18 protein-coding genes and 2 pseudogenes are annotated in these 20,401 nt (G+C 58.4%); 7 read left to right on the top strand and 13 right to left on the bottom strand.

What is annotated here, in order from left to right; all coding sequences use genetic code 11:
- Positions 1 to 10 precede the first annotated feature (10 nt).
- The 4 genes from BVH06_RS19175 to BVH06_RS19190 all read right to left on the bottom strand — a co-directional run bounded on the left by BVH06_RS19175 (position 11) and on the right by BVH06_RS19190 (position 3,234).
- Positions 11 to 739, bottom strand: coding sequence for a DUF6602 domain-containing protein (locus tag BVH06_RS19175; protein ID WP_075935152.1), 729 nt, complete (start codon positions 737 to 739; stop codon positions 11 to 13).
- A 75-nt stretch (positions 740 to 814) separates the two neighbouring features.
- Positions 815 to 1,747, bottom strand: coding sequence for an AAA family ATPase (locus BVH06_RS19180; RefSeq protein WP_075935153.1), 933 nt, complete (start codon positions 1,745 to 1,747; stop codon positions 815 to 817).
- Complete coding sequence (locus BVH06_RS19185) at positions 1,744 to 2,262, bottom strand: hypothetical protein (RefSeq protein WP_075935154.1); 519 nt, start codon at positions 2,260 to 2,262, stop codon at positions 1,744 to 1,746. The genes BVH06_RS19180 and BVH06_RS19185 overlap by 4 nt, the downstream gene beginning before the upstream one ends.
- Before the next feature lie 6 nt (positions 2,263 to 2,268).
- Complete coding sequence (locus BVH06_RS19190; protein WP_075935155.1) at positions 2,269 to 3,234, bottom strand: CBASS oligonucleotide cyclase; 966 nt, start codon at positions 3,232 to 3,234, stop codon at positions 2,269 to 2,271.
- A 187-nt stretch (positions 3,235 to 3,421) separates the two neighbouring features.
- Here BVH06_RS19190 and BVH06_RS19195 point away from each other — a divergent pair, with 187 nt between their 5' ends.
- Entirely contained in the window at positions 3,422 to 3,745 is a 324-nt protein-coding gene (locus BVH06_RS19195) for a helix-turn-helix domain-containing protein (protein WP_075935156.1), read from the top strand.
- The gene (locus BVH06_RS19200; RefSeq protein WP_075935157.1) at positions 3,745 to 4,641 is read left to right on the top strand and encodes an ImmA/IrrE family metallo-endopeptidase; all 897 of its coding nucleotides are present in this window, start codon (positions 3,745 to 3,747) and stop codon (positions 4,639 to 4,641) included. The genes BVH06_RS19195 and BVH06_RS19200 overlap by 1 nt, the downstream gene beginning before the upstream one ends.
- Before the next feature lie 178 nt (positions 4,642 to 4,819).
- Here BVH06_RS19200 and BVH06_RS19205 read toward each other — a convergent pair whose 3' ends face one another.
- The 3 genes from BVH06_RS19205 to BVH06_RS19215 form a co-directional block, all read right to left on the bottom strand.
- Positions 4,820 to 5,107 carry a hypothetical protein gene (locus BVH06_RS19205; RefSeq protein ID WP_075935158.1) on the bottom strand — a complete coding sequence of 96 codons (288 nt, stop codon included), beginning with the start codon at positions 5,105 to 5,107 and terminating at the stop codon, positions 4,820 to 4,822.
- Between the two features lie 454 nt (positions 5,108 to 5,561).
- Positions 5,562 to 5,879, bottom strand: coding sequence for a hypothetical protein (locus tag BVH06_RS19210; RefSeq protein ID WP_075935159.1), 318 nt, complete (start codon positions 5,877 to 5,879; stop codon positions 5,562 to 5,564).
- A 784-nt stretch (positions 5,880 to 6,663) separates the two neighbouring features.
- A complete protein-coding gene (locus BVH06_RS19215; protein WP_075935160.1) occupies positions 6,664 to 7,692 on the bottom strand; it encodes a serine/threonine-protein kinase in 1,029 nt (342 codons plus the stop codon).
- 929 nt (positions 7,693 to 8,621) lie between these two features.
- On the opposite strand from BVH06_RS19215, the gene BVH06_RS19225 reads away from it, so the two are divergent.
- Both BVH06_RS19225 and BVH06_RS19230 read left to right on the top strand, forming a co-directional pair.
- Positions 8,622 to 9,650 (top strand): hypothetical protein, encoded by a 1,029-nt coding sequence (locus BVH06_RS19225; RefSeq protein ID WP_139315683.1) that lies wholly within the window; start codon positions 8,622 to 8,624, stop codon positions 9,648 to 9,650.
- A complete protein-coding gene (locus BVH06_RS19230; protein ID WP_075935163.1) occupies positions 9,643 to 9,858 on the top strand; it encodes a hypothetical protein in 216 nt (71 codons plus the stop codon). Before BVH06_RS19225 ends, BVH06_RS19230 begins: the two co-directional genes overlap by 8 nt.
- Before the next feature lie 470 nt (positions 9,859 to 10,328).
- On the opposite strand, the pseudogene BVH06_RS19235 reads toward BVH06_RS19230, so the two are convergent.
- The 3 genes and pseudogenes from BVH06_RS19235 to BVH06_RS19245 all read right to left on the bottom strand — a co-directional run.
- A pseudogene (locus tag BVH06_RS19235) lies at positions 10,329 to 11,318 on the bottom strand (transaminase); the annotation flags it as partial.
- 41 nt (positions 11,319 to 11,359) lie between these two features.
- Positions 11,360 to 12,115, bottom strand: a complete 756-nt coding sequence (locus BVH06_RS19240; protein ID WP_075935164.1) for an SDR family NAD(P)-dependent oxidoreductase — start codon at positions 12,113 to 12,115, stop codon at positions 11,360 to 11,362.
- 97 nt (positions 12,116 to 12,212) lie between these two features.
- Entirely contained in the window at positions 12,213 to 12,989 is a 777-nt protein-coding gene (locus tag BVH06_RS19245) for an SDR family NAD(P)-dependent oxidoreductase (protein WP_075935165.1), read from the bottom strand.
- A 93-nt stretch (positions 12,990 to 13,082) separates the two neighbouring features.
- On the opposite strand from BVH06_RS19245, the gene BVH06_RS19250 reads away from it, so the two are divergent.
- Entirely contained in the window at positions 13,083 to 13,985 is a 903-nt protein-coding gene (locus BVH06_RS19250; protein WP_075935166.1) for a LysR family transcriptional regulator, read from the top strand.
- Between the two features lies 1 nt (position 13,986).
- On the opposite strand, the gene BVH06_RS19255 is transcribed toward BVH06_RS19250, so the two are convergent.
- Together BVH06_RS19255 and BVH06_RS19260 are read right to left on the bottom strand one after the other, a co-directional pair.
- Complete coding sequence (locus tag BVH06_RS19255; RefSeq protein WP_075930792.1) at positions 13,987 to 15,534, bottom strand: diguanylate cyclase; 1,548 nt, start codon at positions 15,532 to 15,534, stop codon at positions 13,987 to 13,989.
- Between the two features lie 156 nt (positions 15,535 to 15,690).
- Positions 15,691 to 16,044 (bottom strand): hypothetical protein, encoded by a 354-nt coding sequence (locus BVH06_RS19260; protein ID WP_075935167.1) that lies wholly within the window; start codon positions 16,042 to 16,044, stop codon positions 15,691 to 15,693.
- A gap of 243 nt (positions 16,045 to 16,287) precedes the next feature.
- Here BVH06_RS19260 and BVH06_RS19265 point away from each other — a divergent pair, with 243 nt between their 5' ends.
- Entirely contained in the window at positions 16,288 to 17,547 is a 1,260-nt protein-coding gene (locus tag BVH06_RS19265; protein ID WP_075935168.1) for an MFS transporter, read from the top strand.
- On the opposite strand, the pseudogene BVH06_RS19270 reads toward BVH06_RS19265, so the two are convergent.
- Positions 17,544 to 17,894 (bottom strand): annotated as a pseudogene (locus BVH06_RS19270) (GNAT family N-acetyltransferase); the annotation flags it as partial. The gene BVH06_RS19265 and the pseudogene BVH06_RS19270 sit on opposite strands and share 4 nt — an antisense overlap.
- A gap of 284 nt (positions 17,895 to 18,178) precedes the next feature.
- Between BVH06_RS19270 and BVH06_RS19275 the strand changes: the two are divergent.
- Positions 18,179 to 20,359: a TonB-dependent siderophore receptor gene (locus BVH06_RS19275; protein ID WP_075935169.1), complete on the top strand. Its 2,181-nt coding sequence runs from the start codon at positions 18,179 to 18,181 to the stop codon at positions 20,357 to 20,359.
- Positions 20,360 to 20,401 lie beyond the last annotated feature (42 nt).

Below are 20,401 nucleotides of genomic sequence, written 5' to 3' on the forward strand. Positions count from 1 at the left end.
AGTTGATCCATCAGCTGCTAGTAAGCCACTGTGCGTAAGCGTCGATATCGATCATTGGGACTGTACCGCTAAACTGAAGCTCAGCAATAAGTTTGAACAGGAATGCGGTAGCAGGCTTGGTTTCACGTTCAAAGTTGAATTGATCCGCCTTGGCCTCGTAGTAGAAATGACCGTGGGAGGCAACGCACCCCATGTCGAGACGGCCAACGCCCATGTCCCCTCTCAACGCTTTCTCGAAAGACTCGCCCAGGGCAGGACTCCATTCACTCTCAAAGGTCAGTATCCCGCCAATAATTGGGATCTGCTGCTTGGCGGGATATGTGCCGCCTGCGTGGGGTATTGGAAGGCTGGTGCGGTGCAGTTTTCGAACACTTTCTACTTTCCGCTGCGCGTAGGCGATTAGGCTTGCATCAGCGGTCTGCTTTGCCTCAAAGACCGCGTAAACGCTCTCAGCCGGGATGATTTTCTGCTCACCAAAGGTGAATATGAAAGGTGAGTACTGCCGGTCATAGACCACAACGTCGATCTGTTGGCTGAAGTTGCCCTGACTATCGACAACGTGGGCTTTATCTGCCTGGTAACGCTTAGGCAGGTATTTCTGCAAAAGCTCTAACCAGACACCCTCGCTGGCGTCGCCTTTAGTTCCTGGATGCTTGAACGCCTGCCGAGCGGTCGACAGGCGACCCTGAATGTCTTCGTGGAGGGATGAAAGCAGCGTTGCTAGCGACCATTCGGACATGACACACCTCGAAGTAACTTACGGCTGTTGAAAAACGGTGTACTCGGTCAGCACCAGAACACCAGCGAGCTGCTATCAGAATTTGTCCTGAAATGGGGGTGTGGGAATCATGTTGTGGGCGGTGAGCAACGCCGTTCGCGCATCGACAGGATTGCGAGGGTATGCCGCCAGGATGATTGAAGGGATCAGGCGCTGATTGATGTCGGAGAAGGTGAAGCCTGGGACTCCCTGGCCACGCTCCCCAGTCAACTTGACCAGTTGCCCAATCACATCGTCACCCAACCCGAGTGCCCCCAGCTGAGATTGAAACAGGTAACGGCGCTGCTCATCATTAGGCCGGGTGAAACTCAGAACCTCTGCTGCACGCCTTCTAACGGCTGGATCCAAAGCGTTAAGACGGTTTGTGCACATAATGACCGCAGCAGGAAGCCGGCTACTGGCAAGGCGGTCAATTCCACGGATGAACGCGTTCACACCCGCGCGATCTTCATGATGCATCTGCGCGCTTTCACGAGACTGCGCCAGGGCATCCGCCTCATCGACCAGCAGGATAATTGCTCCGCGTGCTTTCGAAGATGCTGACTTCAGCTTCTCTGCTGCCTCAACCGTGTAGTCGAACGCCGCAGAGATTAGCTGTGTCATTTCTCCAACGCGGCCTTGCCCACGCGTCGACAAGCTAAGCGGATAGAGGGTGATGTCGATACCCTCCTGGCGCGCTACAGCATCACCGATCGTTTCGGCCAGTTCTGTCTTACCCGACCCAACATCACCAGAGAGCACAACCAAAGGAGGGCGACGCAGCACAGAGTCAAGAAGCCCTTTTGCATTAGGGTGGTGCCGCTCTGCCCACTCCGTAAGCCCAAAAGGATTAACCAGCAGTCCCAGGATATTGGTCAGGCGCTGTTTCTGCTCATCGAGTCCAACCAAACGGGCAAGCCGCTCCTGGGGTTCGAAATCAGGATAAATCACGCGGCGCTCAAAGAGCTCATCGATAGAAGGCTTGCTCATGTGAAACTCCTCACAGTGGAACGGCTTAGGGAGCGACCGCCTGCAGAATAATTGTGGTCGTGTTCGAGGTAGCCGCTGACTCCGGGCTCAGAAGCAGTAGTCCGATTGAAAGGAAGCTCTCCTAAAGCGGCACTGCGTTCCGCTTCCGAGGCCTGGTGATATTTGGTGCTGTACGTCATGAAGCTGTAAAAGCTGGCGTTCGTGATGTCCTTGTTAGCGCGGACTTTACCGGGGTCATCATCCGTCCCGGAGCTCATCAATTCTTGCGCGGTGTAGCGCAAGGTTGGCTCGATCCACTCATCATTACGCTTAAAACCATAGGTGACCGTGTCGAGGTAACCGGCCTTGAGCATTGCCACCATTTCCTTCTCATAGTCGTCAATGCGTGACGCACTCGGGGCCCCGTAGAAACGCTGAATCCGTCTCAGGTCGGTGGCAACCTTCGCAGAAAGTTGGCGAGCGTGCGTGATGGTGAATGTCTGCGACGCTGAGGTCGTATAGCTGAAAGAACTCATCTCACCTCACCCCTGAAAAGTAGTGCCAAGAACTTTCTGCCAGTAACTGACGGTTGCTTGCTTGGTGGTTGCGTAAAGAGCACCGTCAATAGCGTCACCAGCGTCGGAAGCCGCGCTGATGATCAGATCCACGTTACTCTGCGTGTACAGACGAGAAACATTGTTATCAGGGTTAACCGGGTCGAAAATTTGCAGCACATCGGTGCATGCCCCCACCGCAGAAGCACGATAGTTGTCTTCAAAGACAATCCGCTCAGCCAGCTCTGAGCGCACGATATAGGTGAAAAAAGACTGCATCGCCTCGGGGTAATCGCTGAAGTCGACTCCCTCATCAATTAGCTTCGCCAGAATCATTTCGATCATGAAAGACTTGAAGCGAAACCCATGGCGCTCGGCTTTCATAAGGCGAGCCCAATGCTTGATCAGCCGCACGACCTGGGCGAAATGGGTGGGAGCGATGCGCTTGCGCTGCTTTGCGAACTCCAGATGCAGGGGAATGCTCGTTTCAAGAAACGACCCGTCATCCTGGCTAACCAGATTCCCTCGCCATTGGGGCTTGCCGTTGTAAAGGACAGGCACCAAGTCAACGTTGAGCCCTGACCCTTTGAAGTTGACTTGGACGGAATACGTCTGAGGAGTGACCTGGTCGCTCGTGAAATTCGGGAAAGCTTTGCGCAGGCGCTCCGTCAGGTACGAGATCAACTCTCGAATGTCGTGCGGCGCATCTGAACCACTGATGTACACCGCTACGTCAATGTCGTTGAGCGAGCGCAATGCTGTGCCCTTGGCCAAACTGCCCGACAGCATCATGCGTTTAAGCGAAAAATCAGGGTGCTCACTTAAGTACCCTTCAAGCTTGTCCTGCAGGCGCTGCGCCTGTGCCCGGTACTCCGTAGCCTTGCCCTTGGGCAAATTCACCTTTTCTTCGGCGAACCGCGCAATGTCTCGATGATCTACATGCTCTCTAGACATACCACCTCCAAGCAAACCGCAGTCAGACCAGGCCTGGACAAAGGGCCGAAAGGGTCAATCGGCAAGCCAGACAAAAAGTTCGGAAAAGCGAACTTGTGACGTAAGCTACACTTTCTGCCGTTATTGTCAAAGCATTTGTTCGGAATAGTGGTACAATTTTTTTGGTAACCGACGGAGATGCACCTGAATGACAACTCGTCTCGGCGAGAAGCTTCGCGATTTGCGTAAGCAACGTGGACTGACACTGGAGAAGCTGGCTGACTCAGCGGGCCTGAGCAAAAGCTACCTTTGGGAGCTTGAAAACCGGGAGTCGCAGCGGCCCTCTGCTGAAAAGCTCACAGCCTTGGCCGATGTGCTTGGTGTTGCGACAGCCTATTTTCTTGAGGATGATTTACGGCAACCTGAAGAACGGCACCTCGACGATGCGTTCTTTCGCGGATACAAGACTCTTGAGCCCGATGCCAAGGCTCAACTAAGAAAAATACTAGAGACGTTCAAAAAGGATTTTTGATGGTTGACGACCTAGAGGTATGGACGCCTCAGCGAGCAGCAAATCGGCTTACCAAAATCTGTGACCTTTTCAGTAGCCAACATGGTGGGCAGCGTTTTCCCGTCGATGTCCCGATGTTGGCGCTGGAAGCCGGCGGCATTTTTCGATGGCCTGATCCCATCGCAAAAGTTGAGGCAGTAGACATCCCAAGCTTTGAAGGGGCTCTGTTTCACAACGGGAAGCGAGAGAAGAAATGGCTGCTGGCTTACAATGAGAAAATCCAGTCCCCCGGACGAATTCGTTTTACTCAAGCCCATGAGCTAGGCCATTACATCCTTCACCGATTGCTGCGGGATGAGTTCCAGTGCAGTAAAGAAGACATGCTCTCTTGGCACGAAAGGTCAATAGAAGCAGAAGCGGATCTTTTCGCTTCTTTTCTGCTCATGCCTCTGAACGATTTTCGTGAACAGATAACGCCGGATGTCGATATCGACATGCTGCGCCACTGCGCAGATCGCTATGGTGTATCCCTCACTGCTGCAGCGCTGAAATGGATCAGTTCCACCGGGGAGAGCGCTTTGCTGCTTCTATCGCGCGATGGCTATATGAAGTGGGCATACTCAAGCAATGCAGCCAGGCGCAATGGTGCCTTCTTTCGCACAAGAGGAGTCGCGACGCCGATACCTCCGGGCTCACTCGCAGCCTGTCCGGAAGTGACACATGATCGCCTCGGTGTGAAGCTACCAGCTAGAACCTGGTTTCCCCACGCCGACAAGGATGCGGTTGTCCGGGAAACGAAGATTCACTCAGATCGATACGAGTATGTCTTCACGATACTGCATTTGGCTCGATCCTGCTCAGTATGGCCACCCTACCCTACAGACCAAGATCGCGAGCAAAAAGAGGGTTTCTGGTAACCGCTAGAGGGCGAGGTATAAGCTTGGTGTATTACCCAAACACGATGGGATGAGACCGCCCGACTAGAAAAGTTAATCCTCGGCGATCAGAAGCTCAGTCCACTTCGCCAGGGACAGACCGGCCATATAACGACCGGCCCAGGCAACTCTAACTGAGCCAGTCTTGGACGCTGTAATTTTAAGTGCTTATCGTGTGGCCAAGCTTCTCGGTTAACAGCTTATAAAAATCTTCGCGCTTGCGAGGGTTTTTGATCTCTTTGCACGCTTCGTCTAACGCCTTGATAGCCGCATCATGCGTAATCTTTTTCTGATCAATCAGTGGCTTTAGCTTTACGTCGTAGATGTACTTGAGCTCGTTGTAGTCGCCGCACTGGGCACACGAAACCAGGCTAGAATCGCGCTTACCCCCCGGATTTTCATCACTGTAGCTGTACTGGTCGTTAATGTCGCTGATGTTCTTAGCCATGAGGTATCTCCTGAGCCAGGCGATCTTGAACAATCCTTATCGCTACAGGCCAATTGACCATAGTGGCCTTTACCCACTATTCAAGCTTTAGCAATGACTGGTTACCACTGTGACAGCCTGATGAGTAGCTGCACGTTTTTTGCGCTGCCTCTACAAGCGTCCTCGCAGCAGCTACGGTCGCAGTGCGCAAATGGTAGGAAAAAAAACGTCATAGCATGGGATTGCCGGCCATGATCCGATCATCAACGTATTGCTGGATGCAATTAAGATGGCAGGTGTCGCGTTGACCTTGAACCAAGAGCCGCCGGGCCCGAGCGTTTAGGTGATTTACTTCGCTGCGACTCTGCCTAGCGGCGGGGTACATATGGAGATCATCAGCATGAAGAGAACGCTTGGTATACAGATCTGAGTAGTCAGGTGAGACAGGGGCCGAAAGATGCAAAGGCTCGCGTGCTCAGCCTACGTCTAGCGACGTCTGTCTATCGTATTTACGGTAGAACATGAACGCCGGAGGAGTGTGTGCATCTGCTTTCGCATTGTTCCGGCCTTCACACAGCCACTCGCCCACGAAAGCCTCTGGGCCCGCGACGATCAGAGCATTTTCAGGATTCCTCAGAACCTCAGCCACCTGACGCGCGCCACCAGGCATGAAGCTCACGAGCTTGGCCTCCGGCGTGTTCTCTACGAGCAGCTTTCCTTCCTCTGTCAAACGGCCCCGAAGCACACCCAATCCGATGTTGTGTACCACCAAAGGTTCGCATTTCACGTCCATGAATCACTCCTTGAATTTGCGATGATTAGTGCGGGCATATTGCCCTGCTGGCGTCCATTTGAGGAGCACCAATCTTCCAGGCTTGCAGGCTTGCAGGCTTGCAGGCAACGAGACCATAGGCACCATTGTGCTGGCAACGCCATCCCAGCAAGCGGCTGCCCTAGATTTGGACAGGAGGTTGCTGATGGTGATCTTGTCTCGTCTCGAATATGAGTCAAACTTCCCTGACGCAGTAGCGTGATGCAACGACGTCGACTCAAATTTACCTGGGCACGTTTCGACTCCTGTAGACGTTTCTTAAAAAACAGCGTCCAGGGCAGCATGCCTGCTGTCTAGGCCTAGCCCAAGGCGCACAGCAGCAACAATTTGCACACTCATCGATCTCAGCCTACGCTGCGCTCCCAATAGAATGATTCGTCAATCTCCATCATCTTCGGAAAACTCCCGTGATAGCTGCCAAAGCATCACTAGCCAAAACAACTGTTTACGTATACAGTATTAAGCAGCCCTATCTGAATAAGGTTCGGCCCCTCGACGCCAGGCAGGATCCTCATGAGCAAGACACACCACAATCTGAGACTGACATCCCCACGATGCTCATTCTGCGGTGCAATCTGGCAACCTGCTGAGGGCGTTGACGCCCTTGCGACATGCTGCCCTAGCTGTGCAGTTGAGCGTCGCGCATTAGTCCAAGTCCACTTCCAGCTTCATCCCCTGCACGCCTCTGATTTTATCGGCGGTTATCTATTACCCCGCCGATTACGCAGTGTGGCAGGCTAAGCGCTTAGACGCAGAAGAAGTCTTCGAGCTCTCGATCAACTGCACTCCGCGAGATGACTCCCTGCGATTGGCCCAGAGTCTTCACACGCCCGTCCCCTAATGGCTCACTCCAAGCTTTCCATTCATGCTGGCGCAGCGAGTGCAACTGCCACTGCACGACCTTAAGGCGCCCCGCTGACTGTGTCTCCCACCTAACTAAATTTGGAGCAACTGTCGTATCCCATACCGAATCGATCGGCAAACCCGAGATCGCATTTAGTGCTTGGTCGGCATTTGCGTACCGGTCATAAGGGTCGTCAGCAAGCATTTTTCGAATGACACGACGCCAACTCTTGGGGACGTGGGGCAACCATCGCAAGCGTTTAGCAAAGCCTCCTTTCTTTACCGCATCTTGCGGGGATTCGTTTTGGAAGATGTACCAAACCTCGCCATGCAGCAGCCGATAAATCGTCATGCCCAAGGCCCAGATATCACTTCTGACGCTAGTGCCTCCGCCATGCCAAATTTCCCATGCGATGTGGTCTGCATAACCAGCTGCGGAGCCATACCCCAAAAGCAGGTTGTCAGTCACAAGACCAAAATCACCCAGCTTCGCCATCCCCAGGTGATCAAGCAGAATGTTCCCCGGCTTGATGTCTCGATGGAGCATGCCCCTTCCGTGCAACGCACCCAAACCGATCAGAACGTCTAAAGCGTGCCTACGCACCGTACTCAGGCTCAGAGGGCCACCCTCATAGCGGGCGTGTAAAGAGCCACCAGGGCAGTACGCCATCGTAAAGCGAATGTTCTCGGCAGACTCGTCAATCCCATAGACCTGCACCACATTTCGATGAGTGGCACTTGATAGATGTCTGGCCTCCGCAAGGAAGGCCTGCCTAATAGCGAGCCACTCAGCATCATCATTCTCGGGTTTGCGCGCTATAACTTTGACAGCCACTTCCCCGTGCACCCCATCCTGCCCCAGGAAAACCTCACCAAAGTGGCCTTCACCCAACTTCCTAACGATCTGCAAGTTTGGGACAACTCTGCTCATGGCCGAGCCCTATGTGCAACCACCAACATAGCTGCCTCTCGGCTACCCTTACGCAGCTTTGCCCCTTCCAGTTGCGCCTCCCAAAAAGCATCGTCTGCGACACAGTCATCGACCTTACGCCCATATGTCCGACTGATCACATCCTTCTTGAGTACTCGTGTTTCACAGACGGAAGCAGCTGCGCACATGATTACTCCTCGAAGCTCGGCACCATCAAGCAAGCCGCCCCTCGCACTGCTTCCCTGGGGAAGTGCACTCGCTTTGATGACAACTTGATCTACAGCGTTGCCCTCAAGGAAGCCTTTGCAGCGATGGAAAAGAGTCTCATATGCCTTTGCACGATCCCCGGTGGGAAGCTTCCAAGTTTCATCCCTGATCAGGGTTAACGGGGCATCCTGGTCTTCCGGTATGGACGCATCTACGACGGTCACATCACCCGAACCTATTACCAACCCTACGCAGCGCGTTGCCATATACTTTTCCTTGTGAGGGCATTTGAATCCAGACATGGTATTACAGCACTCAGGTTCGTCAATACCTTGCTTTGCACACTAAGCGATAGGCAATGTAAGGCTGATCTTGCGACGAGGAAAAATGAAATAAATTGATTCAGCGTGTTAATCTTATCTTGCCTCACATCGCCGGACTGAGGGTTGCATCAGTGTTTCGAGTTTATTTCGCTGCCACGTAGTCATCCTCATCCAACGAACGTGCAATAGAAGTTTTTGCAAAACTCACAATGGATTTGAAACGTGAATAAAAGGCTGCCAATCAAACGAGACGCACGAGCATGGCTCGTGTCTTGCGCAGGTAGGGCATGGAAACGTCTTAAGACATCATTTTTGATAGTGTGCCAATTGATAGGGACGAGCTGGGGGTCGTTAATCATTGCGCTGCTAACAATTGGAAGTGCCGCAATGATCTCCGTGATGAGCACAGATATAAAGTCTGAGTTCTCTCAGACCGAGACCATAGAACAGTTTTTCAACACTGACTACCTCTGGCCATCCATATTACTTTGCATTGCTGCGGTTGTTGCTGTATTCCTCAGAGAGGTTGGTGTAGTTACTACAACTCGCAAAAAAGAAAAAGAACTCCAGGATCGCCTTACAACCATGCCGCCCAAGCAATTTCTTGCAGCCTACAGTGACACGATAATAGACATAAGACTGCTGTATGAGAGTTTAGAGCGGAGCAATGAATCGCAACAAATGAGCAAAGAGACTCTCGCAAGTGACATTCGAGTCATCCTCACAAAGATTCTCGTGCTCGCCCAAAACTGGGACAGCGCACCTTCAGAAACCTACCGCGCCAATATCATGATGGTAGAGATGGATAAGGGACAGATCAGAAAGCATCTGTCATCACAGGTCAATGACAGCCCATTCTTTTTATTTAGTTCAAATATCGATGCTCGCCTGGATAACGCCGACGGCATACTTCACATCAGCGATCTTGAGCTGTCGACTCTTGTTAGCAATCAAACCCTCGCAGAGCCAGACAATGAAATCCTGCCAATATGCTTTCCTTTCAAAATAGACACAACCGACGCCGCAAAGTCCCAGCCGAACCTACCTGGCGGCCCTATTGCTGTTGCCTCTATGGAAGCTCAGTACATCCAGAACTCTCGAACGCATTTCAAAGAGTGGCTAGAGGATGAGGCGCTTCACAATCCGCATATAACAGAACACTACAAATTTACTATCGGTAAATATTACACAAACCATCGAGTTGCCACCTCAATACTTTCGATACCGCTTGTATCGCGCCCCACAAAGGATGACGAAAAAAAAGCTGTTGGGTGTTTAAATATTTATAACAACAAAACAAATATTTTGATGGGCGACAGCCGTAATGCGCAGTTTGTACAGCTGCTCCAGCCAATTTGCGCGTACTTATGTGACATGATATTATTATATCGTACATTCATCGATATGGAGGCTAGTGAAAATGAATGATATTGCCGCTAAGCCAATTATTGACGGCGCAAACGCAGACGCCAACGATAGATCTCCCATAGCGTTGAAAAATAAGGCTTTTGCGAAAATATATAGCAGCAGGATGTCCCGCGAAGAGCTCAGAGAGTCGATGCTGGCCAAGGCTAAAGATGTCGTTGAAAAGGGCATTTCCTCTATTGAGCTAGTGACTGTTAAGGAACATCGATAGCACTCCCTCTGCCTATCCGCCTTATTAGCTGCTGCCTGCAGTCCTTTGAAAGCCACCGCAAGGTGGCTTTCTTGCTTCTGTAGGCCGACATTCGTCGCGGGTCGCGGGAAAGCGATGAAGCGAGCTTGGCGCGCATAGGTGCCGGCTCTCAAAACGTTATGGTCTTAACTGGCTTGCGGGATAGACGGGCTTGCGGTGATGTGGCTGCAGATGGGCGTGCGATCAGCCCAGTGAGTGTTTAGCGCTGGTGGCTCAGTGGCAAGTGATAAGAAGAGAGGGATATGTAGCTCTCTCATCTGCTGCAGGCCTTTATTCGATCACCCAATCCGCCCCGTGCTTACTGCGAAGCCCCCGCAGAAGGACAAGCTTCAGCTGGGAAAACAAGCTTGCGAAAAGCGAAATAGTTGCTTAAAATAGTTACTCAACTCCCTTACAGAACCTAATTTCAGGGTACTAGTATAGGGTTGGGGGGCGACAAGAGTGGTGCCCATGCCGCTATGGCCATGGCCGCTGCTGGTTTCGCTGGCGTGCTGCTGAGCCAAGCGCATGGCCTGGGCCATTTCATGGCTGCAGCCGTACACCGAGCACGGCACGCCGCCGGCGATCGGCTTACCGAGGGTGATGAAGTCCGGCTTTAGGTTCCAGGCTCGGGTACAGCCGCCAGGGCCGGTGGAGATGGTGTGGGTTTCGTCGATGATCAGCAGGCTGCCGTATTTCTTGCTCAGCTCGCGAACCTTTTCCATGAAGCCTGGCTCGGGCAGCACCATACCGATATTGGTCATCGCTGGCTCGCAGAGGATCGCCGCCACGTCACCTTGGGCAAGCGCCGCCTCCAGCGCAGCGACATCGTTGAACGGCACGGCGCGGCTGGTCTTGGCCAGGTTGCGCGCCTGGCCGATCAGGCCGCCACGGTGCACGGTGCGGCCTTCCTTGCAGCGCACCATGACGTCGTCGACGGTGCCGTGGTAGCAGCCATCGAACACCAGCAGCACCTTACGGTTGGTGATGGCGCGGGCCCAGCGGATCACGAAGCGGTTGGCGTCGGTGGCGGTGGTCGCCACCTGCCAGAACGGCAGGCCGAAACGTTCGGCGAGCAGTTCGCCGGCGATGATCGCGTCCTCGCCGGGCAGCATGGTGGTCAGGCCGTTGGCGCCCTGCTCGGCGATGGCCTGGGCGATGGGCTCGGGCGAGTGGCCGAACATGCTGCCGGTGTCGCCCAGGCAGAAGTCGATGTACTCGTGGCCGTCGACGTCATGAAAGCGCGCACCCTTGGCGCGGCTGACGAACAGCGAACTGGGCATCGACCAGTCGCTCATCCAGTGCATCGGCACGCCGCCGAACAGCGACTTGCGGGCGCGCTTGGCCAATTCCACGGATTTCGGGTTGCGTTGCAGGAAATGCTCGCGCTCACGGGCGGCGAAGGTTTCGACGGCTTTATCGTTGATGCCACTCGGGTACATGGGAAGGCTCCTGTTGTTGTCAGTCGGGGTCAACGCAGCGCTCAGTTACCGGCCGACACCCCGCAGTCGATGGCCAGATCCGCGCCGGTGATCGACCGTGCGCCGCTCTGGCAGAGAAAGAACGCCAGGTCGGCCACCTCACCGGGCTGGATGAAGCGCGCCGCCGCGCCTTGTGGGTACTTGGCGAGCAAATCCTGGTAATAGGCGTCCTGGTCGCCATTGCCGTAGCGCTCGGCCTGGAACTTGAGCATCGGGGTTTCCACATCGCCCGGTGACACGCTATTGCAGCGCACGCCATCAGGGGCCAGGTCCAGCGCCAGGGCCTTGGTCATGAGGGTCACCGCGCCCTTGCTGGCGCAGTAAGCAGCGGCGTTGCGGTTACCCTGGCGGCCGGCGTCGCTGGAGATGTTGACGATGGCACCCCTGCTCTCGCGTAACGCCGGGATGCTGGCCGAGCACATGAAGAAGGTGGCTTTGAGGTTGACGTCCAGCACGATGTCGAAGTCCTCTTCACTGCACGTCTCCACCGGCCCCTCGCGCCATACCCCGGCACAGTTGATCAGGGCGTCCAGGCGACCGGTGGAGGCCAGCAGCGCGGCGACCACGTCACGGCAGGCGCCGGGTTTACGGATGTCGGCGGCGTGGGCGCCGGCCAGCTTGCCGGCGGCTTGCCGGGCAGCAAGGGTGCTGGCGTCCAGGTCGGTGCCGAACACCGTCCAGCCGCCTGCGGTGAAACGCTCGCACATGGCCTGGCCGATACCACCCAGGGCACCGGTAATCAGAACGACGGGTTGCATCGATTCGCTCCTCGGCCCGCGGGCCGCTCGAAAGGTGGAATAAAGAGGGCTTTCAGCAGGCCGCATGACCGAGCGCAGTAGTTTTCACACGGCCTGCTCAGGGCGCCTTGTTCTCGATCAGGCTGTTGCCACCGTCGATGGTCAGCGTCTCGCCGGTGATGTAGCTGGCTTCCGGCGATGCCAGAAAAGCCACCGCAGCGGCGACTTCTTCGGGATGGCCGGCGCGCCCCACCGGCACGTAGGCAGCGGCCCGTACTTCTTCCGGCAGGCTGGCTGCAGTGGCGATCCAGCCCGGCGCGACGGAGTTCACGGTAATGCCCTGCCCCGCCACTTCCAGCGCCAGCGACAGGTTGAGGCCGACCATGCCGGCCTTGGCCGCGCTGTAGCCGGCCTCACCGGGATTGCCGACACGGGTGCCGGTCACCGAACTGACGTGTACCACCCGGCCATAACCGCGCCGCTGCATGCCCGGCAGCACGGCGCGAGTGAGCAGGAAGGCGGTGGTCAGGTTGCGCGAGAGCGACAGATTCCAGACGTCCAGGCTCATCTTGGCGACTTCGACGAACGGCTCCGGGCTGCCCTGCATGGCCATGCCGGCGTTGTTGACGAGGATGTCGATGCGCCCCCACAACGACTCGGCCCAATCGGCAAAGGCCTGGGTCTGCGCTTCGTCGGTAAGGTCCACCGCGCAGCCTTCCGCCTCGAAACCGGCAGCGCGAAGCTCGGCCACCCGCTCGGCAATACGCGCACTGCTGGCGGTAACGATCAGCTTGACGCCAGCCGCGCCGAGGCGACGTGCGATGGCCATGCCGATGCCACTTTCACTACCGGCGCCACTGACCAATGCGACCTGACCTGCCATTGCCCTGAACATACCCACCTCACGCAAACCGGGTTTCGATGAGCTGGATGCTAGGCGCATGAATCTGATACAAAAAGACAACTGTTATCAGGAAATCTGACAACCATGATCTTCACCAGCGAAACGCTGCGGGTCTTTCTCGCCGTTATCGACAAAGGTTCGTTTTCAGCAGCCGCTCGTTCCCTGGGTCGCGTGCCCTCGGCGGTGAACATGGCGGTGTCGCAGCTGGAGGCGGAGCTCGACCTGACGCTTTTCGATCGCTCGACCCGCAAGGCGCTGCCCACGGCTGCCGCCCGAGCCCTGGAGCCCCAGGCCCGGCAGGTGGCCAGCCAGCTCAACCTGCTCGATGCCCACGCCCTGCAACTGCACAAGGGCCTGGAACGCCGCTTGGTGATCGCCATGGCACCGGAGCTGCAGACCGGCGCCTGGAGCCGGCCACTGACCACCCTGGCTCGGGAATTTCCGACCCTGGAAATCGAGATTCGCTCGGCCGCACAGACCGACGCGGTGCGCATGATTCATGACGGCAGCGCGCATGTGGCCCTGATGTTCGAGCGTCCCGGCATCGACGAGCGCGAAGCCTTCGCCGAGGCCGGCAGCCAGTTGCTCACCGCGGTGGCGGCGCCGGGCTATCCGTTCGACAGCGAGGGCAAGCGGCTGGACGCCGGGCAGATGGCCGATACCCGGCAGATCGTGGTGGCCAGCGACGATCCCAAGGCCTCGGAACCGCAGATCGTACTGTCGCACCGGGTATGGCTGACCGACAGCTACATGGCCACCCTCGATCTGGTGCAGGCGGGCATGGGCTGGGCCTACCTGCCCCATCCGCTGGTACAACCGATGATCGACTCGGGAGTGCTGGCCGCGGTGAAGTTCGACAACATGGCCAGCCAGATCCGCCTGTGGGTCGATGTGATCTGGTACAAGAGCCGCCCGCTGGGCCTCGGCGCGCGTCGCTATCTGCAACTGCTGCGCGAGCAGGTGGAAGCCGGCCCGGCACGCTCCTGAGCTAGTGCGAGGCCAGCACCACGCGGTTGCGACCGCCGCCCTTGGCGGCGTAGAGCGCCTGGTCGGCGGCGGCGACCATGGCCTCGGGGTCGCTGAACGCCTCACCGGGCACGCCGGCGACCACGCCGATGCTGACGGTGATCTGGTCGTAGGCGGATTGGCGATGCTCGATCCCCAGGCGCTGCACCGCTTCACGTACCTGCTCGGCCATGGCCAGGGCCTGTTCGGCGGATACGTCCGGCAGCACGATGGCCATTTCCTCGCCGCCATAGCGGGCCACCAGGTCGCCCTCGCGGCGCACCCGGGCGCGCATCGCCTTGCTGACCTCAATGAGCGCCTGGTCACCGCGCTGGTGGCCGTAGGCATCGTTGTAGCCCTTGAAGAAATCCACATCGACCAGCGCGAAGGCCAGCGGCGTGCCCTCGCTGCCGGCGCGCTGGAACACGCTGGCCAGGTAGCCGTCGAGGTGGCGGCGATTGGCCAGGCCGGTGAGGCCGTCTTCGGTGGCCAGGGTTTTCAGGGTGGTGTTGGCGGTGGCCAGGGACTGGTGCGCGGCGTGCAGCTCCACCGCCATGGCCGACTGCCGGCCCAGGGCGCGCAGCACCAACAGGCCCATGATGCCGACGCCCAGCACGGCGGCCAGGGCAAAGCCCCACATCGACCAGGCACGCCGTTTCCAGGCAGCCAGCGCCTCCCGCTCCGGCATCGCCACAGCCACCAGTACCGGGTACTTGGGGCTGGCGTCGAAGCCATAGATGCGCCGCACGCCGTCGACGATGGCGGTCAGCGTCACCGAGCCCTTGTCGATGCCCTGGTTGATGGCCTGGAGCATCGGGCTTTGTGAGATGTTGGTCAGGTAGGTCTGCGCATCGCTTTCGGAACGGGCGAGGATGGTGCCGTCGCGCTTGGCGAGCACCACGATGCCCTGCTCGCCGAGTGGCAGCGAACGATACAGGCTGCGAAAACGTTCGACGCTGAGCGTGGCCAGGGCGACGCCACGGAACGTGCCGTCGTCCTCATAGATACCTTTGGACAGGGTGATGACCCATTGCCCGGTAGTCTTGCCGCGCACCGGCTGGCCGATGTATAGCTCGCTGTCCGCACGTTGTCGGTGATGCTGGAAGTACACGCGATCGGCGTTGTTCAGCGCATGGGTTTCGGCGTTGGTGGCCAGGAAGTACTGGCCGTTGGCATCGGACATGTACAGGCCGTCCAGCTCACCCAGCTCGCGTATCTGGGTTCTGGCCACCTGGTTCAGCTCACGGATGTTGGCCTCGCCATGGCCGCCGGAGCGGTGCATGGAGATCAGCGCGGTCAGCACGGTATCGGCGACCCGGATGGTCGATTCGGCCTGGCTGTTCAGCGCCGCCGCCAGGGTCTGCATGGCTTCGGTGCTCTTGGCCATGGCCTGGGCCTTGTCCCAGCGCACGTGCAGGGCGGTCGACAGCAACAGCACGCCGCACACGAAAATCACCGCGGCGATCAGCAGGCCACGTGGGTTGCCGGCTCCCGAAGGCAGGTCGAACTGTCGCCGACCGGAATCATGCACGTCTGGTTCTTCCCGCTCGCTGCCGCGCCATCACATCGCCCCCTGCTGCCCTGAACGTCGTCACGGCCCCGCCTGTGGATGCGTGGCCGGGCGCGCACAGCGTACGCACAGATGAGCGCGGCGCCCAGCCCCCCGCGCGGGGATTGCCGGCCTCGATCACGTTTGGCCCGCCGTGCCTTCGCGCACAAGCGTTTCGAACCAGTCGGCGTAAGGCGTATTGGCGACCAGATGGCGGTTGTAGTCCGGCGCGCCATCGCGCCACCATACCGGGCCGCGCTCACCCAGGCCGACCTTGGCCGCCTGCACCTGGGCGCGTGCATGGGCGAGCGCTGCGGCGTCGTCTGCCGCCTTGGCGGCCTTGACCAGACGCCGAGCGTCCATGAGTTGGTTGACCAACGCCTGGAGCCGCGGCTCGCTCAACGCAGGATTGGACAGGCGCCACAGCCGCCCCCTGACGATCAGATAGCGGCCGTCTGGGGTGGTCAGCGTTGCCGCGTCGTGGCGACTCATCGGGTGGATCCGTCGCGGCCCGAATTTACCCACGCGGTGCAGTGATGATCGTACATGGGCCCTCGCCGCTTGGTCGCTGTCTGTCCCGAAATCGACCCATGAGGCGGCGCGGAAGTTTAACCCGTTGCCGAATCAGGCGAGACAGGCGCGGCCTGCAGCCGTAAGCTTGGCGCCCTGTCCCGCCACCAGGCCAGGCCGGCACCCGGATGCCAGCCGGCCCAGCAGCCACTCGAAGCCTTGCGTATGAAAACCACCACCGATCTCGCCTCCCCCGAACTCGCTGCCAACGACGTCGCCTCGCCCGTCCAGGCCCATGGCTTTCTGCTGCCGATCGTCGGCGCCGCCGCATTCTCGCACCTGCTCAACGACATGATCCAGGCGGTGATGCCAGCGGTTTACCCGATGCTCAAGACCCAGTTCTCGCTGAGCTTCGCGCAGATCGGCTGGATCGGTCTGGTGTACCAGATCACCGCCTCGCTGCTGCAGCCCTGGATCGGCATGTACACCGACAAGCACCCCAAACCCTACCTGCTGCCCTCCGGCATGGTGATGACCTTCATTGGCATCGCCCTGCTCGCCTTCGCCAACAGCTACGAGATGCTGCTGCTATCGGCGGCGGTCGTGGGCGTAGGCTCGGCGACCTTTCACCCCGAGGCGTCGCGTATCGCGCGGATGGCCTCCGGCGGACGCTTCGGCACGGCGCAATCGACCTTTCAGGTCGGCGGCAACTCGGGCTCGGCCCTGGGGCCGCTGTTGGCCGCCGCCATCGTCATCCCCTACGGCCAGCATGCCATCGCCTGGTTCATGCTCGCCGCCGCCCTGGCGATCTTCGTGCTCTGCCGCCTCACCATCTGGAGCGTCCATCACGGCCAGGCGAAGCTGAAAAGCCTGGCCAGCAAACAGACCGCTGGCCTGAACCGCGGCCAGGTGATCCAGGCCATCGCGGTGATCTGCGTGCTGATGTTCGCCAAGTTCGTGTACATCGCGGCGTTCACCAACTTCTTCACCTTCTACCTGATCGAACGCTTCGCCATGAGCGTTCAGCAGAGCCAGATCTACCTGTTCATCTTTCTCGCTGCGGTGGCGCTCGGCACCTTCGCGGGTGGCCCGGTGGGCGACCGCATCGGCCGCAAGGCGGTGATCTGGATCTCCTTCATGGGCGTGGCGCCCTTCGCCCTGGCCCTGCCCTATGTCGGCGCCACGGCGACGGCGGTGCTGGCGATCATGATCGGCCTGGTGATGTCCTCGGCGTTCGCGGCCCTGGTGGTTTATGCCCAGGAAGCGGTGCCGGGTCGCGTCGGTATGGTGTCCGGGCTGATGTTCGGCCTGATGTTCGGTATTGGCGGCATTGGCGCAGCCGGCCTGGGCGAGCTGGCCGACGTACACGGCATCGTCTGGGTCTACCACTTGGTGTCGTTCCTGCCGCTGCTGGGCCTGGCCACCGCGCTGCTGCCCCGCACCCGGCCGCTCAAGCCAGCGGTGCCGGCCCCCGCAGGCCGCTAACCCGCCACCTGCAACTCATAGCGCAGGTAGCCGAGGGCGTTGGCCCCGACATGGCAGAACCCGGCGCGCTCGTAGAGCCGCCGGGCCGGGTTGTCGGCACGAACGTGCAAGCTAAGCGTCTCGAAGCCCGCCTGCCGGGCGCTCTCGATATAGGCCCCGACCAGCACCTGGCCGATTCCGCTTCTCCGATATGCCTCGCCGACATGCACGGTGCACAGCTCCGCGTGCCCCAGCTCATCGGCCCATAGCGAATAGCCGACGAGCTGGTCATCGACACAGGCGATGGTCAGTCGCTCGAAGTTCTCGACCCACAGCGCCAGATGCCGCTCGGCAGCCATTTGCCAGGCGTGCTCATGCTGCGGCTCCTATTGACGGATATAGGCCAGTTCGCCCCGGTAGATAGCCGGTAGATCGGTGACCCGCGCGGGTCTGAGCACAGGTTTCGGATCGCCGTTCTCTGGTTCGCCAATCATCGTGAACACCCTCATTGCACGGCGGCCCACCGCCTTTATCGATAAACCCTTGATGAGTCGATGAATTCGCGCTTTGTCATCCGGACACATCTTGAGATTATAATAATAACGATTCTCACAATCATAACGCCTCCTACTCGCTCAACAGGGAACCCGTCATGTCGCGTCTCGCCCCACCTCGCTGCTTCGCTGCGCCCCGCAACCACCTGGCCTTGGCCATCTGCATGGCCACCATGGCGCCGGCCCTGGCCCAGCAGAGCAGCGAGGCGCCGGACAGTGCCGTCGGCGTGATGGAACTGGGCGCCACCGAAATTACCAACACTCAGCTGGGCAGCACCACCGAAGGCTCGCGCTCCTACACCACAGGCGCCATGTCCACCGCCACCAAGCTGCCCATGACCATGCGCGAAACGCCTCAGGCGGTCACCGTGATCACGCGGCAGCGTATGGATGATCAAGGTATGACCAGCATCAATGACGCCATCGACGCCGCGCCGGGTGTGTTTCTCAGCTACTCCAGCGGCCCAGGCCGGCAGACCTACTACGCCCGCGGTTTCGAGATTGACAACCTGATGTATGACAGCATCCCCAGCGGCTACAACGGCGTAGGTGTGGGCGTGCAACCGAACCTGGCGATGTTCGACCGGGTGGAAATCGTGCGCGGCGCCACCGGCCTGGTCACCGGTGCAGGCAACCCTTCGGCGGCGGTCAATATGGTGCGCAAGCGCCCGCTGGCCGATCAGCACGTCACCCTCACCGGCGCAGCGGGTAGCTGGGATGATTACCGTGGCGAAGTCGACGCCTCCAGTCCGCTCAACGAAAGCGGTACCCTGCGCGGCCGGGTAGTGACCTCCTACCGCGACGCCAATAGCTTCGTCGACGGCGCCGAGGAAGATCACGGTTTGTTCTACGCCATTACCGAGGCGGACCTGAGCGACGACACCACCCTGGCAGTCGGCTTTTCCCATCAGAAGGACAAGACCAACAATTTCTGGGGTGCCTCGCTGGTAGGCCTCGACGGTCGCCACCAGGATCTGCCGCGCTCCTACAACCCAGGCACAGATTGGGAAAACAAGGAGCAGGAAACCAACACGCTGTTCGCCGAACTGCGTCAACAGTTGGCAAATGACTGGAAGCTGCAGGTCAATGCCAATTATTCCGACCTGAATGCGCTGTTCTCGGGCTCATACCAATCTCGATTCGACGAAACAACGAGATCCTTGGAGCGAACCGTCTGGCAGGCCAAGTACGACGAGCACAAGCTCGGTTTGGATAGTTTCTTCAGTGGCCCGTTCGAGGCCTTTGGGCGCACCCATGAAATGGTGGTAGGCGCCAGCAAGCGCATCACAGACATGAATACCCACAGCTACAGCCCTTATGTGACCAACTGGCCTGTAGACGGTGGAAAACCGGACTTCACGCGCACCGGCAGCAAGCGCACGGTTACTACCGAGGACGGCGTGTACCTGACCACCCGCCTGAGCCTGGCCGACCCCCTGAAACTGATCCTCGGCGGCCGCCTGGACTGGTACGACTACGACGACAAGGAACGCTCGGATGCCGACTACAAGGTCACTCGTAACGTCACCCGTCTAGCCGGGCTGATCTACGACCTGGACGACCACCATTCGGTCTATGTGAGCTACAGCGACATTTTCAAGCCACAAACCGAAAAAGACATCACCGGCTCACCAGTCAGGCCCATCGAGGGCAAGAACTACGAGGTGGGCATCAAGGGTGAATACTTCGATGGCGCCCTCAACGCCAGCGCAGCTCTTTTCCGCATCGACCAAGAGAACCGTGCGGTGGAAACTTCCAGGATAGGCTGTCCGCAGACCGCCTGCTATCTGGCCTCCGGCGAGGTAAGAAGTCAGGGGATCGATCTTGAAATCCAAGGCGCCCTTACCGAAAACTGGCAGCTCGGAGCAGGCTATACCTACGCCCGCGTGCACACCTTGAAGGATGCCGCCAACCCGCAAAACGAGAAAAAGCGCTTCGACACCGACATGCCGGAGCACCTGTTCAAGCTTTCCACCGTCTACCGTTTCCAAGGCCCGCTGGAGAAACTGCGCGTCGGCGGCAATATGTCCTGGCAGAGCCGTATGTACAACGACATCGCGCTGGACGACGGCAGCAGCTACCGCCTCAAGCAGGGCGCCTATGCCCTCACCAACCTGATGGCAGGTTATGCGGTGAACGAAAATCTGGATCTGCAGCTCAACGCCAACAACATCTTCGACAAGAAATACTACTCGTCGATTTCCACATCGATTGAGTACGGCGGCGACACCTACGGCACGCCGCGCAACCTGATGCTGACCGCCAAATACAGCTTCTAAGCCCGCACCTCACCCACAAAAAAGCCAGTCCTTCGACTGGCT

The sequence above is a fragment of the Pseudomonas sp. PA27(2017) genome (genome assembly GCF_001945445.1).
Taxonomy (GTDB): domain Bacteria; phylum Pseudomonadota; class Gammaproteobacteria; order Pseudomonadales; family Pseudomonadaceae; genus Aquipseudomonas.

Excerpts from the sequence above, each read along its gene's own strand:
- BVH06_RS19175 (WP_075935152.1), bottom strand. The coding sequence starts at position 739 with ATGTCCGAATGGTCGCTAGCAACGCTGCTTTCATCCCTCCACGAAGAC.
- BVH06_RS19180 (WP_075935153.1), bottom strand. The coding sequence starts at position 1,747 with ATGAGCAAGCCTTCTATCGATGAGCTCTTTGAGCGCCGCGTGATTTAT.
- BVH06_RS19185 (WP_075935154.1), bottom strand. The coding sequence starts at position 2,262 with ATGAGTTCTTTCAGCTATACGACCTCAGCGTCGCAGACATTCACCATC.
- BVH06_RS19190 (WP_075935155.1), bottom strand. The coding sequence starts at position 3,234 with ATGTCTAGAGAGCATGTAGATCATCGAGACATTGCGCGGTTCGCCGAA.
- BVH06_RS19195 (WP_075935156.1), top strand. The coding sequence starts at position 3,422 with ATGACAACTCGTCTCGGCGAGAAGCTTCGCGATTTGCGTAAGCAACGT.
- BVH06_RS19200 (WP_075935157.1), top strand. The coding sequence starts at position 3,745 with ATGGTTGACGACCTAGAGGTATGGACGCCTCAGCGAGCAGCAAATCGG.
- BVH06_RS19205 (WP_075935158.1), bottom strand. The coding sequence starts at position 5,107 with ATGGCTAAGAACATCAGCGACATTAACGACCAGTACAGCTACAGTGAT.
- BVH06_RS19210 (WP_075935159.1), bottom strand. The coding sequence starts at position 5,879 with ATGGACGTGAAATGCGAACCTTTGGTGGTACACAACATCGGATTGGGT.
- BVH06_RS19215 (WP_075935160.1), bottom strand. The coding sequence starts at position 7,692 with ATGAGCAGAGTTGTCCCAAACTTGCAGATCGTTAGGAAGTTGGGTGAA.
- BVH06_RS19225 (WP_139315683.1), top strand. The coding sequence starts at position 8,622 with ATGAGCACAGATATAAAGTCTGAGTTCTCTCAGACCGAGACCATAGAA.
- BVH06_RS19230 (WP_075935163.1), top strand. The coding sequence starts at position 9,643 with ATGAATGATATTGCCGCTAAGCCAATTATTGACGGCGCAAACGCAGAC.
- BVH06_RS19240 (WP_075935164.1), bottom strand. The coding sequence starts at position 12,115 with ATGCAACCCGTCGTTCTGATTACCGGTGCCCTGGGTGGTATCGGCCAG.
- BVH06_RS19245 (WP_075935165.1), bottom strand. The coding sequence starts at position 12,989 with ATGTTCAGGGCAATGGCAGGTCAGGTCGCATTGGTCAGTGGCGCCGGT.
- BVH06_RS19250 (WP_075935166.1), top strand. The coding sequence starts at position 13,083 with ATGATCTTCACCAGCGAAACGCTGCGGGTCTTTCTCGCCGTTATCGAC.
- BVH06_RS19260 (WP_075935167.1), bottom strand. The coding sequence starts at position 16,044 with ATGAGTCGCCACGACGCGGCAACGCTGACCACCCCAGACGGCCGCTAT.
- BVH06_RS19265 (WP_075935168.1), top strand. The coding sequence starts at position 16,288 with ATGAAAACCACCACCGATCTCGCCTCCCCCGAACTCGCTGCCAACGAC.
- BVH06_RS19275 (WP_075935169.1), top strand. The coding sequence starts at position 18,179 with ATGTCGCGTCTCGCCCCACCTCGCTGCTTCGCTGCGCCCCGCAACCAC.